13 protein-coding genes, 1 tRNA gene and 1 pseudogene are annotated in these 14,336 nt (G+C 61.8%); all 15 read right to left on the reverse strand.

Going from position 1 to position 14,336, the window contains the following annotated elements:
• Positions 1–108: 108 nt before the first annotated feature.
• The 15 genes and pseudogenes from rpoB to tuf all read right to left on the reverse strand — a co-directional run bounded on the left by rpoB (position 109) and on the right by tuf (position 14,251).
• Positions 109–4,245 (reverse strand): DNA-directed RNA polymerase subunit beta, encoded by a 4,137-nt coding sequence (rpoB, locus tag NKJ93_RS03175; RefSeq protein ID WP_352496503.1) that lies wholly within the window; start codon positions 4,243–4,245, stop codon positions 109–111.
• 282 nt (positions 4,246–4,527) lie between these two features.
• Entirely contained in the window at positions 4,528–4,905 is a 378-nt protein-coding gene (gene rplL, locus NKJ93_RS03180) for a 50S ribosomal protein L7/L12 (protein ID WP_023680442.1), read from the reverse strand.
• Positions 4,906–4,959: 54 nt separating this feature from the next.
• A complete protein-coding gene (gene rplJ / locus NKJ93_RS03185; protein WP_008875657.1) occupies positions 4,960–5,478 on the reverse strand; it encodes a 50S ribosomal protein L10 in 519 nt (172 codons plus the stop codon).
• A 391-nt stretch (positions 5,479–5,869) separates the two neighbouring features.
• The gene (gene rplA, locus NKJ93_RS03190) at positions 5,870–6,568 is read right to left on the reverse strand and encodes a 50S ribosomal protein L1 (protein ID WP_352485033.1); all 699 of its coding nucleotides are present in this window, start codon (positions 6,566–6,568) and stop codon (positions 5,870–5,872) included.
• A gap of 4 nt (positions 6,569–6,572) precedes the next feature.
• Positions 6,573–7,001, reverse strand: a complete 429-nt coding sequence (gene rplK, locus NKJ93_RS03195; protein WP_023680440.1) for a 50S ribosomal protein L11 — start codon at positions 6,999–7,001, stop codon at positions 6,573–6,575.
• A 159-nt stretch (positions 7,002–7,160) separates the two neighbouring features.
• A complete protein-coding gene (nusG, locus tag NKJ93_RS03200) occupies positions 7,161–7,688 on the reverse strand; it encodes a transcription termination/antitermination protein NusG (protein ID WP_006333333.1) in 528 nt (175 codons plus the stop codon).
• Positions 7,689–7,715: 27 nt separating this feature from the next.
• Positions 7,716–7,919, reverse strand: a complete 204-nt coding sequence (secE, locus tag NKJ93_RS03205) for a preprotein translocase subunit SecE (RefSeq protein WP_023721668.1) — start codon at positions 7,917–7,919, stop codon at positions 7,716–7,718.
• Positions 7,920–8,285: 366 nt separating this feature from the next.
• Positions 8,286–8,361, reverse strand: a tRNA-Trp gene (locus tag NKJ93_RS03210).
• A 77-nt stretch (positions 8,362–8,438) separates the two neighbouring features.
• The gene (locus tag NKJ93_RS03215; RefSeq protein ID WP_352485035.1) at positions 8,439–8,954 is read right to left on the reverse strand and encodes a hypothetical protein; all 516 of its coding nucleotides are present in this window, start codon (positions 8,952–8,954) and stop codon (positions 8,439–8,441) included.
• A gap of 130 nt (positions 8,955–9,084) precedes the next feature.
• Positions 9,085–9,567 carry a group II truncated hemoglobin gene (locus tag NKJ93_RS03220; RefSeq protein WP_352485036.1) on the reverse strand — a complete coding sequence of 161 codons (483 nt, stop codon included), beginning with the start codon at positions 9,565–9,567 and terminating at the stop codon, positions 9,085–9,087.
• A gap of 105 nt (positions 9,568–9,672) precedes the next feature.
• Complete coding sequence (locus tag NKJ93_RS03225; RefSeq protein ID WP_352587589.1) at positions 9,673–9,987, reverse strand: hypothetical protein; 315 nt, start codon at positions 9,985–9,987, stop codon at positions 9,673–9,675.
• Positions 9,987–10,889 (reverse strand): COG3904 family protein, encoded by a 903-nt coding sequence (locus NKJ93_RS03230; RefSeq protein ID WP_352587591.1) that lies wholly within the window; start codon positions 10,887–10,889, stop codon positions 9,987–9,989. Before NKJ93_RS03230 ends, NKJ93_RS03225 begins: the two co-directional genes overlap by 1 nt.
• Before the next feature lie 230 nt (positions 10,890–11,119).
• Positions 11,120–11,218 (reverse strand): annotated as a pseudogene (locus tag NKJ93_RS03235) (EF-Tu C-terminal domain-related protein); the annotation flags it as partial.
• Between the two features lie 21 nt (positions 11,219–11,239).
• Positions 11,240–12,925 (reverse strand): COG3904 family protein, encoded by a 1,686-nt coding sequence (locus NKJ93_RS03240; protein WP_352496504.1) that lies wholly within the window; start codon positions 12,923–12,925, stop codon positions 11,240–11,242.
• 150 nt (positions 12,926–13,075) lie between these two features.
• Positions 13,076–14,251, reverse strand: coding sequence for an elongation factor Tu (gene tuf, locus NKJ93_RS03245; RefSeq protein ID WP_127294065.1), 1,176 nt, complete (start codon positions 14,249–14,251; stop codon positions 13,076–13,078).
• Positions 14,252–14,336: the final 85 nt, after the last annotated feature.

The raw sequence follows: 14,336 nt of genomic DNA on the forward strand, positions 1-14,336 counted from the left end.
CGAAAACCCCTTGCATCTAGCGCGGGCCAAACGCCCGCCGACTTGATCGGCCATCGGCCGAGAATTTGGTGCGTCCGGTCGCGGGAAGGCCGCGGCCGGACGTCTTGCTTACTCGGCCGCGTCGGGCAGCCGGATCGGGTTGTCGTCGAGCTTGGTGTTCTCCAACTCGACATTGAGGCCGAGAGACCGCATTTCCTTAACGAGAACGTTGAAGCTCTCGGGGATGCCGGCCTCGAATGTGTCGTCGCCTCTGACGATCGCCTCGTAGACCTTGGTGCGGCCGGCGACGTCATCCGACTTCACCGTCAGCATCTCCTGCAGCGTGTAGGCGGCGCCGTACGCTTCAAGCGCCCAGACCTCCATCTCGCCAAAGCGCTGGCCACCGAACTGCGCCTTGCCGCCCAGCGGCTGCTGGGTAACGAGCGAGTACGGCCCGATCGAACGCGCGTGGATCTTGTCGTCCACAAGGTGGTGAAGCTTGAGCATATATATGTAGCCCATCGTCACTTTGCGATCGAACGGTTCGCCGGTGCGTCCGTCATAGAGCTGCGACTGACCGCTGGTGTGCAGGCCCGCCTGCTCCAGCATGATGTTGATGTCGGCCTCGTGCGCGCCGTCGAACACCGGTGTCGCGATGGAGACGCCGCGGCGCATCTGCTCGCTGAGGCGAACGATGCTCTCGTCGTCATATTCGCGGACCGGCTCGTTGCGGTCATTGGCCGGCATGAAGCTCTCAAGCGTCTTGCGCAGCGGCTTGATGTCGCCCGCCGTCTTGTACGCATCGATCAGATCGCCGATCTTCTTGCCCATTCCGGCGCAAGCCCAGCCCAGATGCGTTTCCAGGATCTGGCCGACATTCATGCGGCTCGGCACACCCAGCGGGTTGAGCACGATGTCGGCATGCGTGCCGTCCTCGAGGAAAGGCATGTCCTCGACCGGAACGATCCGCGACACGACACCCTTGTTGCCGTGCCGGCCGGCCATCTTGTCGCCGGGCTGCATCTTGCGCTTCACGGCCACGAAGACCTTGACCATCTTCATGACGCCCGGAGGCATCTCGTCGCCGCGCTGCACCTTCTCGACCTTGTCCATGAAGCGCTGCTCGAGCGCCTTCTTGGAATCGTCGTACTGGCCACGCAGGGCTTCCAGTTCGCTCTGGAGCTTTTCGTTCTCCACGGCAAACTGCCACCACTGCGAACGCGGATACTCGTCGAGCGTGTCCTTCGACAGCTTCGAGCCCTTCTTGAAGCCCTTCGGCCCGGCAATCGCCTCCTTGCCGACGAGAACGTCGGAAAGGCGCGAATAGACGTTACGGTCGAGGATCGCCTGCTCGTCGTCGCGGTCCTTGGCGAGGCGTTCGATCTCCTCGCGCTCGATCGCCATGGCGCGCTCGTCCTTCTCGACACCGTGGCGGTTGAAGACGCGCACTTCGACGACGGTGCCGAAGGTTCCCGGAGGCATGCGCATGGAGGTATCGCGCACGTCCGAGGCCTTTTCACCGAAGATGGCGCGCAGCAGCTTTTCTTCCGGCGTCATCGGGCTTTCGCCCTTCGGCGTGATCTTGCCGACCAGGATGTCGCCCGGCTGCACTTCCGCACCAATGTAGACGATGCCGGCCTCATCGAGGTTCTTCAGCGCTTCTTCCGAGACGTTCGGGATATCGCGCGTGATCTCCTCCGGCCCGAGCTTGGTGTCGCGGGCCATGACTTCGAACTCCTCGATGTGGATCGAGGTGAAGACGTCGTCGGCGACGATGCGCTCGGACAAGAGGATGGAATCCTCGTAGTTGTAGCCATTCCACGGCATGAACGCGACCAGCACGTTGCGGCCGAGGGCCAGATCACCGAGCTCGGTCGACGGGCCGTCGGCGATGATGTCGCCCTTGTTGACCCGGTCGCCCATGCGCACCAGCGGACGCTGGTTGATGCAGGTGTTCTGGTTCGAACGCTGGAACTTCATCAGCCGGTAGATATCGACGCCGGACTTGCCGGGATCGAGATCTTCCGTGGCGCGGATGACGATACGCGTCGCGTCCACCTGGTCGACGATGCCGCCGCGGCGGGCGCCGATGGCGGCGCCCGAGTCACGGGCGACGATCGGCTCCATGCCGGTGCCGACGAACGGCGCTTCGGCGCGCACCAGCGGCACGGCCTGACGCTGCATGTTCGAGCCCATCAGCGCGCGGTTGGCGTCGTCGTTCTCAAGGAACGGAATCAGGGCCGCGGCCACCGACACCATCTGCTTCGGCGACACGTCCATCAGATCGACGTTTTCGCGCGGCGCCATCATCACTTCGCCGGCGTTACGGCAAATGACGAATTCGTCGACGAAATGACCATTCTTGTCGAGCTCGGCATTGGCCTGCGCGACGTGGTGCTTGGCCTCTTCCATAGCCGACAGGTAGACGACCTCATTGGTCAGCTTGCCGTTGACGATCTTGCGGTACGGGCTCTCGATGAAGCCGTATTTGTTGACACGCGCGAAGGTCGCAAGCGAGTTGATCAGGCCGATATTCGGGCCTTCCGGCGTCTCGATCGGGCAGATGCGGCCGTAATGCGTCGGGTGCACGTCGCGCACCTCGAACCCGGCACGCTCGCGGGTCAGGCCGCCAGGTCCAAGCGCCGACAGGCGGCGCTTGTGGGTGATCTCCGACAGCGGGTTGGTCTGATCCATGAACTGCGACAGCTGCGAGGAACCGAAGAACTCGCGCACGGCGGCAGCCGCCGGCTTGGCGTTGATCAGGTCCTGCGGCATCACCGTGTCGATCTCGATCGAGGACATACGTTCCTTGATCGCGCGCTCCATGCGCAGCAGGCCGACGCGGTACTGGTTCTCCATCAGCTCGCCGACCGAGCGCACGCGGCGGTTGCCGAGATTGTCGATGTCGTCGATCTCGCCCTTGCCGTCGCGCAGTTCGACCAGCGTCTTGACCACGGCCAGGATGTCGTCCTTGCGCAGCACGCGCACGGTATCCTCGGCCTTGAGCTCGAGGCGCATGTTCATCTTGACGCGGCCGACGGCCGAAAGATCATAGCGCTCGCTGTCGAAGAACAGCGAGTTGAACATGGCTTCGGCGGTCTCGAGCGTCGGCGGCTCACCGGGGCGCATGACGCGGTAGATGTCGAACAGCGCGTCCTGGCGGCTCTCGTTTTTGTCGACGTTGAGCGTGTTGCGGATATAAGCGCCGACATTGACGTGATCGATGTCGAGAACCTTGATCTCGTCATCGCCGGTGCCGAGAAGCACTTTCAGCGTCTTTTCATCGATCTCGTCGCCGGCTTCGAGGAAAATCTCGCCGGTGCCATAGTTGACGATGTCCTCGGCAAGGTAGTTGCCGAGCAGATCCTCGTCGGTCGCCTTGATCGCCTTGAGACCTTTTTCGCCAAGCGCCCTGGCCTGGCGGGCAGTGATCTTCTTGCCGGCCTCGACGACGACCTCGCCGGTGTCGGCGTCAACCAGGTCACCAACGGCCTTGAGGCCGCGGAAACGCTCGACGTTGAAGGGAATGCGCCAATGGTCGCCGGCGCGCTTGTAGGTGATTTTGTTGTAGAAGGTCGACAGGATCTCTTCGCCGTCCATGCCGAGCGCCATCAGCAGCGACGTCACCGGAATCTTGCGGCGGCGGTCGATACGGGCGTGCACGACGTCCTTGCTATCGAACTCGATGTCGAGCCACGAGCCGCGGTAGGGAATGACCCGCGCGGCAAACAGAAGCTTGCCGGACGAGTGCGACTTGCCCTTGTCATGGTCGAAAAAGACGCCCGGCGAACGGTGCATCTGCGAGACGATGACGCGCTCGGTGCCGTTGACGATGAAGGTGCCGTTCAAGGTCATGAGCGGCATGTCGCCCATGTAGACGTCCTGCTCCTTGATGTCCTTGATCGACTTCGCGCCGGTATCCTCGTCGATATCGAACACGATGAGGCGCAGCGTCACCTTGAGCGGCGCCGCATAGGTCAGGTCGCGCTGACGGCATTCGTCAACGTCGAATTTCGGTCCTTCGAACTCGTATTTCACGAATTCCAGCATCGAGGAGCCGGAAAAATCGGAAATCGGGAAGACCGACTTGAAAACTGCCTGCAGCCCCTCGTCAGGACGCCCACCCTTGGGCTCCTCCACCATCAGGAACTGGTCATAGGATGCCTTCTGAACCTCGATCAGGTTCGGCATCTCCGCAACTTCCGGGATCTTTCCGAAAAATTTGCGTACGCGTCTGCGGCCATTGAAAGTCTGGGTCTGGGCCATCGTCGCTCCTTAGCTCAATTCTCGGGACGAGCCTCGCCGCGGCTCGCCTTGCATCTCGGGCCACCTCGGCGGCCCTGTCTTGTTGCCCGCCGCCTGTCGGCGGCTTCTTGTCTTTTCACCCACCACCAATTGGCGGTGGGCCAGAAACGGGAGAAAACCCGTTTCCTGAAGGCCGGTTTGCGGCCCTCAGGAAAGAGGTTTTCGCACTCTTCGCGCCATGAGCCTCCCCTCGACGTGAAGGGAGTGGCGGACGGCGCGACGCCGTCCGCCGGTACTCAACGCTTACTTCAGTTCGACCTTGGCGCCGGCTGCTTCCAGCTGGGCCTTGAACTTGTCCGCGTCGGCCTTGGAAACGGCTTCCTTGACCGGCTTCGGAGCCGCCTCGACCAGGTCCTTGGCTTCCTTGAGGCCAAGACCGGTGATGGCGCGAACTTCCTTGATGACGTTGATCTTCTGAGCGCCTGCTTCGGTGAGGACGACGTCGAATTCCGTCTTTTCCTCGACCGGAGCAGCAGCGGCCGCGGCGCCGCCAGCAGCGGCAACCGCCACCGGAGCAGCGGCGGAAACGCCCCACTTTTCTTCAAGAAGCTTCGACAGCTCGGCCGCCTCGAGGACGGTCAGCTTCGAAAGGTCGTCTACGATCTTTGCCAGATCAGCCATTGCAATGTTCCTTCATAAGGTTCGAACGTGTGTTTGTGATAGCGAGGAACGGCCTCATGCCGCCTCGTCCTTCCGGGCGTAAGCGCCGATGACGCGCGCGACCGAAGCCGCAGGCGCATTGACGATCTGGGCGATCCGGGTTGCCGGCGTGGCGATCATGCCAACCAGCCTGGCGCGCAGCTCATCGAGCGACGGAAGTGTGGCGAGTGCCTTCACACCGTCGGCGTTGAGCGAGGTGGTGCCCATTGCGCCGCCGAGAATGACGAGCTTGTCATTTCCCTTGGCGAAATCGGACGCGACCTTCGGCGCCGCAATCGGATCCTCCGAATAGGCGATCAGCGTCTGTCCCTTGAACAGCTCGATGATCGATGCGGAGTCCGTGCCCTGAAGAGCGATTTTGGCGAGACGGTTCTTCGCGACTTTGACGGTGCCACCGGCGGCGCGCATTTTCGACCGAAGGTCGTTCATTTGCGCGACGGTGATACCGGCGTAGTGGGCCACGACGACTGAACCAGCGCTTGAGAACGCATCATTCAGGCCCGTGACGAGTTCGCGTTTTTCCGCTCTGTCCACTGCCTATCTCCAGTTGACCCCTGCCCTCTACGAAGGACAGGCGTCGGGTTGCCTTTTGCCGGCCGGGCCATCCAGTAACGGATCTCCCGAACGACGCTCGAGGATCCTGCCCCCTTTCGCCACACCTGCCGGCAAGCCGGACGGTGCGCAGACAAAAGGCAAACACGGTTCGAACCTTTCATTGGAGCGTTCGCTCCTTTGTCCGGTCTTCACCCGTCTCATGCAGGCCCACATGAATTAAGGCCCACATCACCTAAGGCTTGGGGGCCGCCTGCAATCTCGGACAGGATGTCCGGAAGCCTTTCGACTTCCGGTACCGGGCCGCCGACAGGTCGGAGGCCCGGAATTCTTTCACGGATCAGCGTCTTAGCGGCCGATCCAATTGTTCGTATCAGGACGCTGCGAGCGTCGAGACGTCGAGCTTGAGGCCCGGGCCCATCGTCGAGGTGACCGACACCTTCTTGACGTAATTGCCCTTGGCACCAGCCGGCTTTGCCCTGGTCACCGCATCGGCGAAGGCGCGGACGTTCTCTTCCAGCGCCTTGACGTCGAACGAGACCTTGCCGACGCCGGCATGAACGATGCCGGCCTTCTCGACGCGGAACTCGACGGCGCCGCCCTTCGATGCCTTCACGGCGGCGGCCACGTCGGTGGTGACGGTGCCGACCTTCGGGTTCGGCATCATGCCGCGCGGGCCGAGCACCTTGCCGAGACGGCCGACCAGCGGCATCATGTCCGGCGTGGCGATGCAGCGGTCGAAGTCGATCGTGCCCTTCTGGACGATGTCGACCAGATCCTCGGCTCCGACGATGTCGGCGCCGGCGGCCTTGGCCTCCTCGGCCTTGTCACCGCGCGCGAACACGGCGACGCGAACGCTGCGGCCGGTGCCGTTCGGCAGGTTGACCACGCCGCGGACCATCTGGTCGGCATGGCGGGGGTCGACGCCGAGGTTCATCGCGACTTCGATGGTCTCGTCGAACTTCACCGAGGAGCGATCCTTGAGCAGCTTCAGCGCCTCACCCAAAGCGTAAGCCTTGTTGGGATCGATGCCTTCGCGGGTCTGCGATACACGCTTTGCAATCTTTGCCATGATCTCAGCCCACCACTTCCAGACCCATCGAGCGGGCGGAGCCCTCGACCATGCGCATGGCCGCCTCGACGTCGTTTGCGTTCAGATCCTTCATCTTCTGCTCGGCGATGGCGCGCACCTTGTCGCGGCCGATCGTGCCGGCCTTGACCTTGCCCGGCTCCTTCGAGCCCGACTTCAGGTTCGCGGCCTTCTTCAGGAAGTAGCTCACCGGCGGCGTCTTCATGACGAAGGTGAACGACTTGTCCTGGTAGTAGGTGATGACGACCGGAACCGGCGAGCCCTTTTCCATTTCCTGGGTCTGCGCGTTGAACGCCTTGCAGAACTCCATGATGTTGATGCCACGCTGACCAAGCGCCGGGCCGATCGGGGGCGACGGCGTCGCCGATCCCGCGGAAACCTGGAGCTTGAGCTGGCCTGCAATTTTCTTAGCCATCTCTCTTCCTGCCTTTTCTCATGCCGGTCTTGCCGGCGGTTGCAGTCTGGTGGTGCGGTCCGCGCGGCCGGCTAAAGCCGCATTCGCCTCCCACCCGTTTTGGCCGCGCGATCTCCGCGCCGCCTTCCCTGCCGCCGAAACCGGTGCAGGGATTTCGGATCAGCCCTTCTCGACCTGTCCGAATTCCAGATCGACCGGCACGGCGCGCCCGAAGATCGATACTTCCACCTTGAGCCGCGCCCGCTCCTCGTCCACTTCCTGGACGAAACCGTTGAACGACGCGAATGGTCCATCCGAAACGCGGATCGCTTCGCCGATCTCGAACGTCACCGACGGCTTCGGCCGCTCGACGCCTTCCTGAACCTGGTTCAGGATACGCTGGGCTTCGGCTTCGGTGATCGGCACCGGCTTGGAGTCGCCCAGGAACCCGGTGACCTTCGGCGTGTTCTTGACGAGCGAGAACACGGCATCGGTCAGATTGGCCTTCAACAGCACATAGCCCGGAAAGAACTTGCGCTCGGCATCGACCTTGCGGCCGCGGCGGATCTCGACGACCTTCTCGGTCGGCACCACGATCTGCTCGATGTCGGCGGACAGGCCCTTCTGCTTGGCCTTGTTCTCGATGTCCTCGGCGACCTTCTTTTCAAAGTTCGAGTAGGCGTGGACGATGTACCACCGCGCGGTCATTTTAAGACTTCTCCGTAATCGCCGGACTTACTGTCCGAGGCCGAGGATTTTTTCGACCGCAAAGCCCATGGCCACGTCTGCGGTAAAGAAAAAGATCATCGCGATGACCGCGAACACAAGGACCATCACCGTCGAGATCACCGTTTCGCGCCGCGACGGCCAAGTGACCTTGGCAGTCTCCGCGCGAACCTGCTGGAGAAAGGTGAAAGGATTTGTGGTTTTCGAAGCCATATGCCGCTCTGTCTGCAAGACCCGTTGGCCGGGTCTCCTGGATGATCCCGATGGCCGGGACGTGCCGCTTGAGCGTGCGTTCGCGCCGAATCAGCGCAATCATTTCGCCCATGCAAATCAGACGCGTAAAGCCGGCTTCCCAGCTCCACGCGTCGCGTGTCTGTTTCGTCTACATAAAACCGATTCTTGATCCACGCAAGTGGCAAGTGTCCGCTTTATGACCAAACGCCGCCTCGGAACCATCCAGTCGTCCCGTCCCGGCTATGCGGCCCTTATGCCGCAACTTATGCTATATGGCAAGTCACAAGCCGGTTTTCAAAGGCTGCGCTGCAAAAGAATCGTTTTTTAGGTATCCATTCGAAGGAATGGCACGGGCAGCAGGGCTCGAACCTACGACCTGCGGTTTTGGAGACCGCCGCTCTACCAACTGAGCTATGCCCGTATGCGCATGTCGGCGCAGCAGGCGCTTCCTAAAAGCTTCCGCGCGCTCTGTAAAGAGCGACGTGCGCTGCCCAGCCTTCATCTTCGAAAGTCCAGGCGTCCTCCCGGCCATTTCCCGTCGATCCGTTGATTGCTGACGACCAAACCGACCCAGGGACGCACGATTTTTGGGTCGGTCAGATTGATATATTTTCCAACCAGCCCTTTCGCACTGACGCGCCGCGCGTCGATGAGCCCCTTGCGCACGCCATCATGCCAATCGAACAGTAGGTAAACTCTCTCTCCCGCGGTCTTCAGCTCGCCCCGGCCAGACTTCCATTTACCCTTGCTATCGCCTGGAATCGTGGGGTCGGCACCGCCGTTCCATCGGCTGGACCACCTGCCTTCGATGGTGTCGTTGCGGTCGCGGTCGCTTTCGGTGCCCCAGGCTTCGGCGTTTTCATCGCTTGCAGCTCCCTCCAGTTTTACGCCGGCGGCGAACGCCGACACCTCCTCGTCGTCGGGAGTGGGGACATCCATGACACCGAACGGGTTTCGGGTTCCGCGGTTGCCGTCAAAGGTGCTGCCTGAATTTTTCTTGCCTTCCGATCTCATCGCAAAGTCTCCGGTTTTTAGTGAGGCCCCGCCAGTCGACGGCGACTTTAAACCGTTAGCCTGGAGGACCGAGACCTCCATAGCCACCCGTTTTCCTGGCCGGCAGGGTTTTCGACCGATTCGCGCCCGGTCAGTTTCCCGAAGGCGGCTTGTAGGGGCCGCCCGGCACGCCCCAACCCCAGACCGGCATTGGTTCCGTCTCGGGATCGCAGGTCGGACCTTTGTTGGAGTTCATCTTGGCCAGCCGCGATCCCCATTCGATATAGGCCATGAAGGCCGAGCGGAATTCGGGATCGTCAGGCAGCCCGATCTCGTCGGCGGCGTCGGCGAGGAGATTGATCCAGCGCCGGCGCTGCTCCTCCGTCAGATGCTTGCCGAGGTGATGCATCACCATTTCGCGATGGCCGCCATGCTTTTCGCTGTAGGTTTTCGGTCCACCGAAAACTTCGCCGATGAAGGCCGCGACGTGGGCCGGATGGTCCGCCGACATATGCTTGAACACCGGCCCGACAATGGGATCCCGAGAGACGTTGTCGTAGAAGGTCTGGGTCAGGCGGTTCAGCGCTTCGGTGCCGCCGGCCCATTCGAACAATGTCGGGACGTCCTGGCTCATTTGCGATCCCTCGCCTGGCTGGTCTTCTACCACGCCGGACGATAGCGGAAACATCCAGCATCGCTCAACCTGTCTCGATGGCCAGCTTCCGAAACCGACGCGCCCCTACAATTTGGCGGGCGCCTCGGCCTGCGCATTGGGCGAGAGCACCACGCGGCAATTGTCAGGCTTCGGCACCGATCTGCACAGGGTGGCACCGGTCAGCTCGTCCACTGATTGCGGCCCAGTCGTCAGTCCGGCCCTCAGCATCACGTCAGGTTCGAGCTGACGCTCGACCGAAATGCGCTGAAGCGTCATGAACAGATCACGGTTGATTGCCATCTCGTCAAGGTAAGCCTTGATCAGCTGGGCTTGTCCCATCAGGTAAAGGCTGAGTAGCGCCCGTGGACCGACAAGCCGCCTGACGCCCCCAGCCAGCATCAGCGCGCAGGCCGAATCGCAGTCGCCTTTCGCATCGCTGGCCACTCCGGCATAGGCGCCATCTTTGGCCAAGCAATTCCACTCTTCCGGGTCGCAGCCAACGAAATCGGTACGGGCAACGGCGACGTCGAGCTTCTTTTCACGGATAAGTCGCCCCATCGCCAGAGCGCTGAACAAGTCGCCGCCTCGCGGCCCCGTCCGACACCCATGTCCCTGAGATAGGCCGAAAGTTTCCTCTCAAGCGCCTTGCTCATCTCATAGGTCTTGTAGCCGGCATTGTCTTGAGTGATGGTTTCTGTGGTGATCCTATATTTTTTGCCCCGCACAACTCGATAGGTGGTTCGATAGTGCCGTGTTGTGCGGAAATAGGTCGTAGTGATCTGATGGACGCCTAGATAGGCCCAACCGCCGACCACGCGTCCGACGCCTCCGGCAAACATCAGCGGACATGCGGAGTTGCACATGGCACCCCCGTCAGACGCAATGCCGAAATATGCTGCGCCCTTGCCGTCATTGGCCCGGCAATCTTTCATCCCGGGCCAACAATCGGAAAACTTGGTCGTACCCACGGCGATATCGAGCTTGTTTTTGCGGATTATTCGACCAAGCTGGAGCGCAGCATCGACATTGCCGCCCGGGGAATTGACGATGATGGGCAGTTTGCGGCGGCCGAGCGTCTTCAATATGCGCTTGAGCTGCGCTGGCGTGCCCGCTTCGATGGCGCCTTCTGCCGAAATCCATTCCGGACAGTTAGACTCGCAGCCGGTCGCGTTGCTGCGCACGACGACGAATCGCATCGGCGAGAGATCATCGGATAATAGCTTCGGATCGGTCCAAGTCGTCGGATCGGACCATTTCGGGAAGACATCCTCGGCCTTTGCGGCGAAGGCAGCCATCGCCATGGCAATAACCAGCAGCCCGCGCCACCACCTTGCCACGCTATCTAAACGGCGTCCCGAAACCACGCTTGGCAAAAGCCCCCTTGATGCAACCTATAATAGTTGCGGCAATGGTGGTTGCAATAGCTTTGAAACACCCGCGCAAGATTGTTCTGCCTCGAGTCAGTAAGCGAAAAAGGCGGCCCGAAGACCGCCCTTTCGCATCCGATCTCGACCGGCAATGCCGGCGCCGATCACTCTATAATGGTGACGACGACGCCAGCACCGATGGTGCGGCCGCCTTCACGGATGGCGAAGCGCAGCTTCTCGTCCATGGCGATCGGCACGATCAGCTCGCAGCTATCAAGCCCGCCTTACGATTTGACCGGCGTGCTGGCCTGAGCCTTGGCGCCCGAGGCTTCGCGGCAGTTCTCGGGCTGTGGCTCCGATCTGCAGATGCCGGGGCCTGTCAATTCGTCTGCCGATTGATGCCCGGTTGTCAGCCCGTATTTCAGCATCCTGTCGAGTTCGAGCTGCCGTTCGACTGAATTCAGCTGAATTGCGGCAAACAGACCGGGGCCGATGGCCATGTCCTCGAGATAGGCCTTGACCTTTTGCTCCTGCCCTACCGAATGCACGCTCAGCTGTGCGCGCGGGCCGACGAGGCGTTTGACACCGCCGGCGAGCATGATCGGACAGGCCGAGCCGCACGCGCCGCCGGCATCGACCGTCAGTCCGTTATAGACGCCGTCTTCGGCCGTGCAGTCGGCCTGCCGCGGTTCGCAGCCAATGAAATCCGTCCGCGCCACGGTGACGTCGAGCTTGCGTTCGCGGATCAGCCTTCCGGCCGCCAAAGCACCGAGCACATCACCACCCGGCGAGTTGATGACGATGGGCAGACGCCGGTCGCCGACGCCGTCCAGCAGTTGGCGCAGTTTTTCGGGCGTGTCGGCGGTAATTGTGCCTTCGGCCGAGATCCATTCCGGGCAGTTGGGATTGCAAAGCGGATTGCTGCCGCGGACCAGGACGAAGCGCATGTCTGCGGCCTCCTTCGGCCGCGTGGTTTCGTGCCCTGCGGGTGCAGGCCCGGCGTTCGCCACCACTTCGCCGGCCGGCTTCGCGATATTCGCCGGCGCCGGCAGCTCCCTGCAACTCGCCGGCAACGGATCGGATTTGCATAGGGTTGGCGCGGTCAGCAGGTCGACGGCATCCAAGCTGGTGACGAGATTCATTTGCAGCATGTCGTAGGGAACCAGTTGCTGGATGCTGCTGGCCGGCGTGCCTTTCATGGTCTCGAGCACGCCCAGGCCGACGCCCATCTCCTTCAGATAGGCCGCCAGCTTCCGCTCCAGCGGCTTGTTCATCTCGTAGGTCTTGTAGCTGCCGGCGTTCTTCCGGCTGACGACCTTGGTGTTGAGGATCTTCTTCTTACCCTTCACCACGCGGTAGGTGGTGCGGTACAGCAATTTCGTCCGGATATAGGTCGTGGTGATCTGATGGACGCCGAGAAAGGCCCATTCCCCGACCACGCGCCGGATGCCACCGGAAAACATCAACGGACAGGCGGAATTGCAGATGGCGCCGTCGGCATAGGCATTGCCAAAATAACGGGCGCCCTTGCCGTCGTTTTCCTTGCAGTTTTTCACATTTGGCAGACAGCCGACGAACCGGGTTTTGCCGACGGCGATATCGAGCTTGTTCTTGCGGATCAGGCGACCAAGTGTCAGCGCCGCTTCGACATTGCCGCCGGGGGAATCGACGACGATCGGCAGCTTTCGGCCGCCAAGCGCCTTCAGCGTGCGTTTGAACAGAGCCGGCGTGCCGGCTTCTATCGAGCCTTCCGCCGATATCCATTCCGGACAGGTCGGCTCGCAGCCCGGCGCGCTGCTGCGGACGACGACGAACCGCATCGTCGGGCCGAGATCCGGCGTGGATTTTTCCGGCGTGGATTTCTTGGCATCGGCTGCGAAGGCGGCGTGGCCCATGGCGAGCAACGACACCAGGCAGATCAGTCCTAACGACCACAATGCCTGACTATGCAAACGGCGCCATGGAACCATTCGGGCAGCCCCCTCGATGCAACCTATACTAGTTACGGCAGAGGCGCTTGCAACAGGATTTGAAGCAAGGCGGTTAATCTATTCGAATCAAAAAGGCGGCCCGAAGACCGCCCTTTCGCATTCGATCTCGACCGGCAACGCCGGCGTTGATTACTCTTTGATGGTGACGACGATGCCGGCACCGACGGTGCGGCCGCCTTCACGGATGGCGAAGCGCAGCTTCTCTTCCATGGCGATCGGCACGATCAGCTCGACATCGACGGTGATGTTATCGCCCGGCATCACCATCTCGGTGCCTTCCGGCAGCGACACGATGCCGGTTACGTCCGTCGTGCGGAAATAGAACTGCGGACGGTAGTTGGTGAAGAACGGCGTGTGACGGCCGCCCTCGTCCTTGGTCAAGATGTAGGCTTCGGCGACGAACTTCTTGTGCGGCTTGACGGTGCCGGGCTTGGCCAGAACCTGGCCGCGCTCGACGCCTTCACGGTCGACACCGCGCAACAGCGCGCCGATGTTGTCGCCGGCCTGGCCCTGGTCGAGCAGCTTGCGGAACATCTCGACGCCCGTGCAGGTCGTCTTGGTGGTCGGACGGATGCCGATGATCTCCAGCTCCTCGCCGACCTTGACGACGCCGCGCTCGACGCGGCCGGTCACCACCGTGCCGCGGCCCGAGATCGAGAACACGTCCTCGATCGGCATCAGGAACGGCTTGTCGAGCGGACGAACCGGCGTCGGGATGTAGGCATCGACCGCCGCCATCAATTCGCGGATCGCGTCCTCGCCGATCTTCTTGTCAGAATCTTCAAGTGCGGCAAGCGCCGAACCCTTGACGATCGGAATGTCGTCGCCGGGGAACTCGTTCTTGGTCAAAAGCTCACGCACCTCGAGCTCGACCAGCTCGAGCAGCTCGGCGTCGTCGACCTGGTCGACCTTGTTCAAGAACACCACGATCGACGGCACGCCGACCTGGCGGGCCAAAAGGATGTGCTCGCGGGTCTGCGGCATCGGGCCGTCGGCGGCCGACACGACCAGGATCGCGCCGTCCATCTGCGCGGCACCGGTGATCATGTTCTTCACATAGTCGGCGTGGCCGGGGCAGTCGACATGGGCATAGTGGCGGGCAGCCGTCTCGTATTCGACGTGTGCCGTCGAAATGGTGATGCCGCGTGCCTTTTCTTCCGGCGCCGCATCGATCTGGTCGTAGCGCTTGTATTCGCCAAAATACTTGGTGATCGCCGCCGTCAGCGACGTCTTGCCGTGGTCGACGTGACCAATCGTGCCAATGTTCACATGAGGCTTAGTGCGCTCGAATTTACCTTTTGCCATAGTCTCTTTCCTTGGACGGCCTAAGGACGGCCTGGACCTTCAGTTCAGTCGAATGCGGGGCGATTAGCGACTAAGGCCGAAAAAC

Origin of the sequence: Mesorhizobium sp. M0028, from assembly GCF_040323855.1 — a bacterium.
Taxonomy (GTDB): Bacteria; Pseudomonadota; Alphaproteobacteria; order Rhizobiales; family Rhizobiaceae; genus Mesorhizobium.

What these genes read in the sequence shown, in the direction of transcription:
- NKJ93_RS03230 (WP_352587591.1), bottom strand. Translation starts at nt 10,889, where the DNA reads ATGGCGATGGCTGCCTTCGCCGCAAAGGCCGAGGATGTCTTCCCGAAA.
- NKJ93_RS03215 (WP_352485035.1), bottom strand. Translation starts at nt 8,954, where the DNA reads ATGAGATCGGAAGGCAAGAAAAATTCAGGCAGCACCTTTGACGGCAAC.
- NKJ93_RS03240 (WP_352496504.1), bottom strand. Translation starts at nt 12,925, where the DNA reads ATGGTTCCATGGCGCCGTTTGCATAGTCAGGCATTGTGGTCGTTAGGA.
- secE (WP_023721668.1), bottom strand. Translation starts at nt 7,919, where the DNA reads ATGGCTTCGAAAACCACAAATCCTTTCACCTTTCTCCAGCAGGTTCGC.
- NKJ93_RS03225 (WP_352587589.1), bottom strand. Translation starts at nt 9,987, where the DNA reads ATGCTGGCTGGGGGCGTCAGGCGGCTTGTCGGTCCACGGGCGCTACTC.
- rpoB (WP_352496503.1), bottom strand. Translation starts at nt 4,245, where the DNA reads ATGGCCCAGACCCAGACTTTCAATGGCCGCAGACGCGTACGCAAATTT.
- nusG (WP_006333333.1), bottom strand. Translation starts at nt 7,688, where the DNA reads ATGACCGCGCGGTGGTACATCGTCCACGCCTACTCGAACTTTGAAAAG.
- tuf (WP_127294065.1), bottom strand. Translation starts at nt 14,251, where the DNA reads ATGGCAAAAGGTAAATTCGAGCGCACTAAGCCTCATGTGAACATTGGC.
- NKJ93_RS03220 (WP_352485036.1), bottom strand. Translation starts at nt 9,567, where the DNA reads ATGAGCCAGGACGTCCCGACATTGTTCGAATGGGCCGGCGGCACCGAA.
- rplK (WP_023680440.1), bottom strand. Translation starts at nt 7,001, where the DNA reads ATGGCTAAGAAAATTGCAGGCCAGCTCAAGCTCCAGGTTTCCGCGGGA.
- rplL (WP_023680442.1), bottom strand. Translation starts at nt 4,905, where the DNA reads ATGGCTGATCTGGCAAAGATCGTAGACGACCTTTCGAAGCTGACCGTC.
- rplA (WP_352485033.1), bottom strand. Translation starts at nt 6,568, where the DNA reads ATGGCAAAGATTGCAAAGCGTGTATCGCAGACCCGCGAAGGCATCGAT.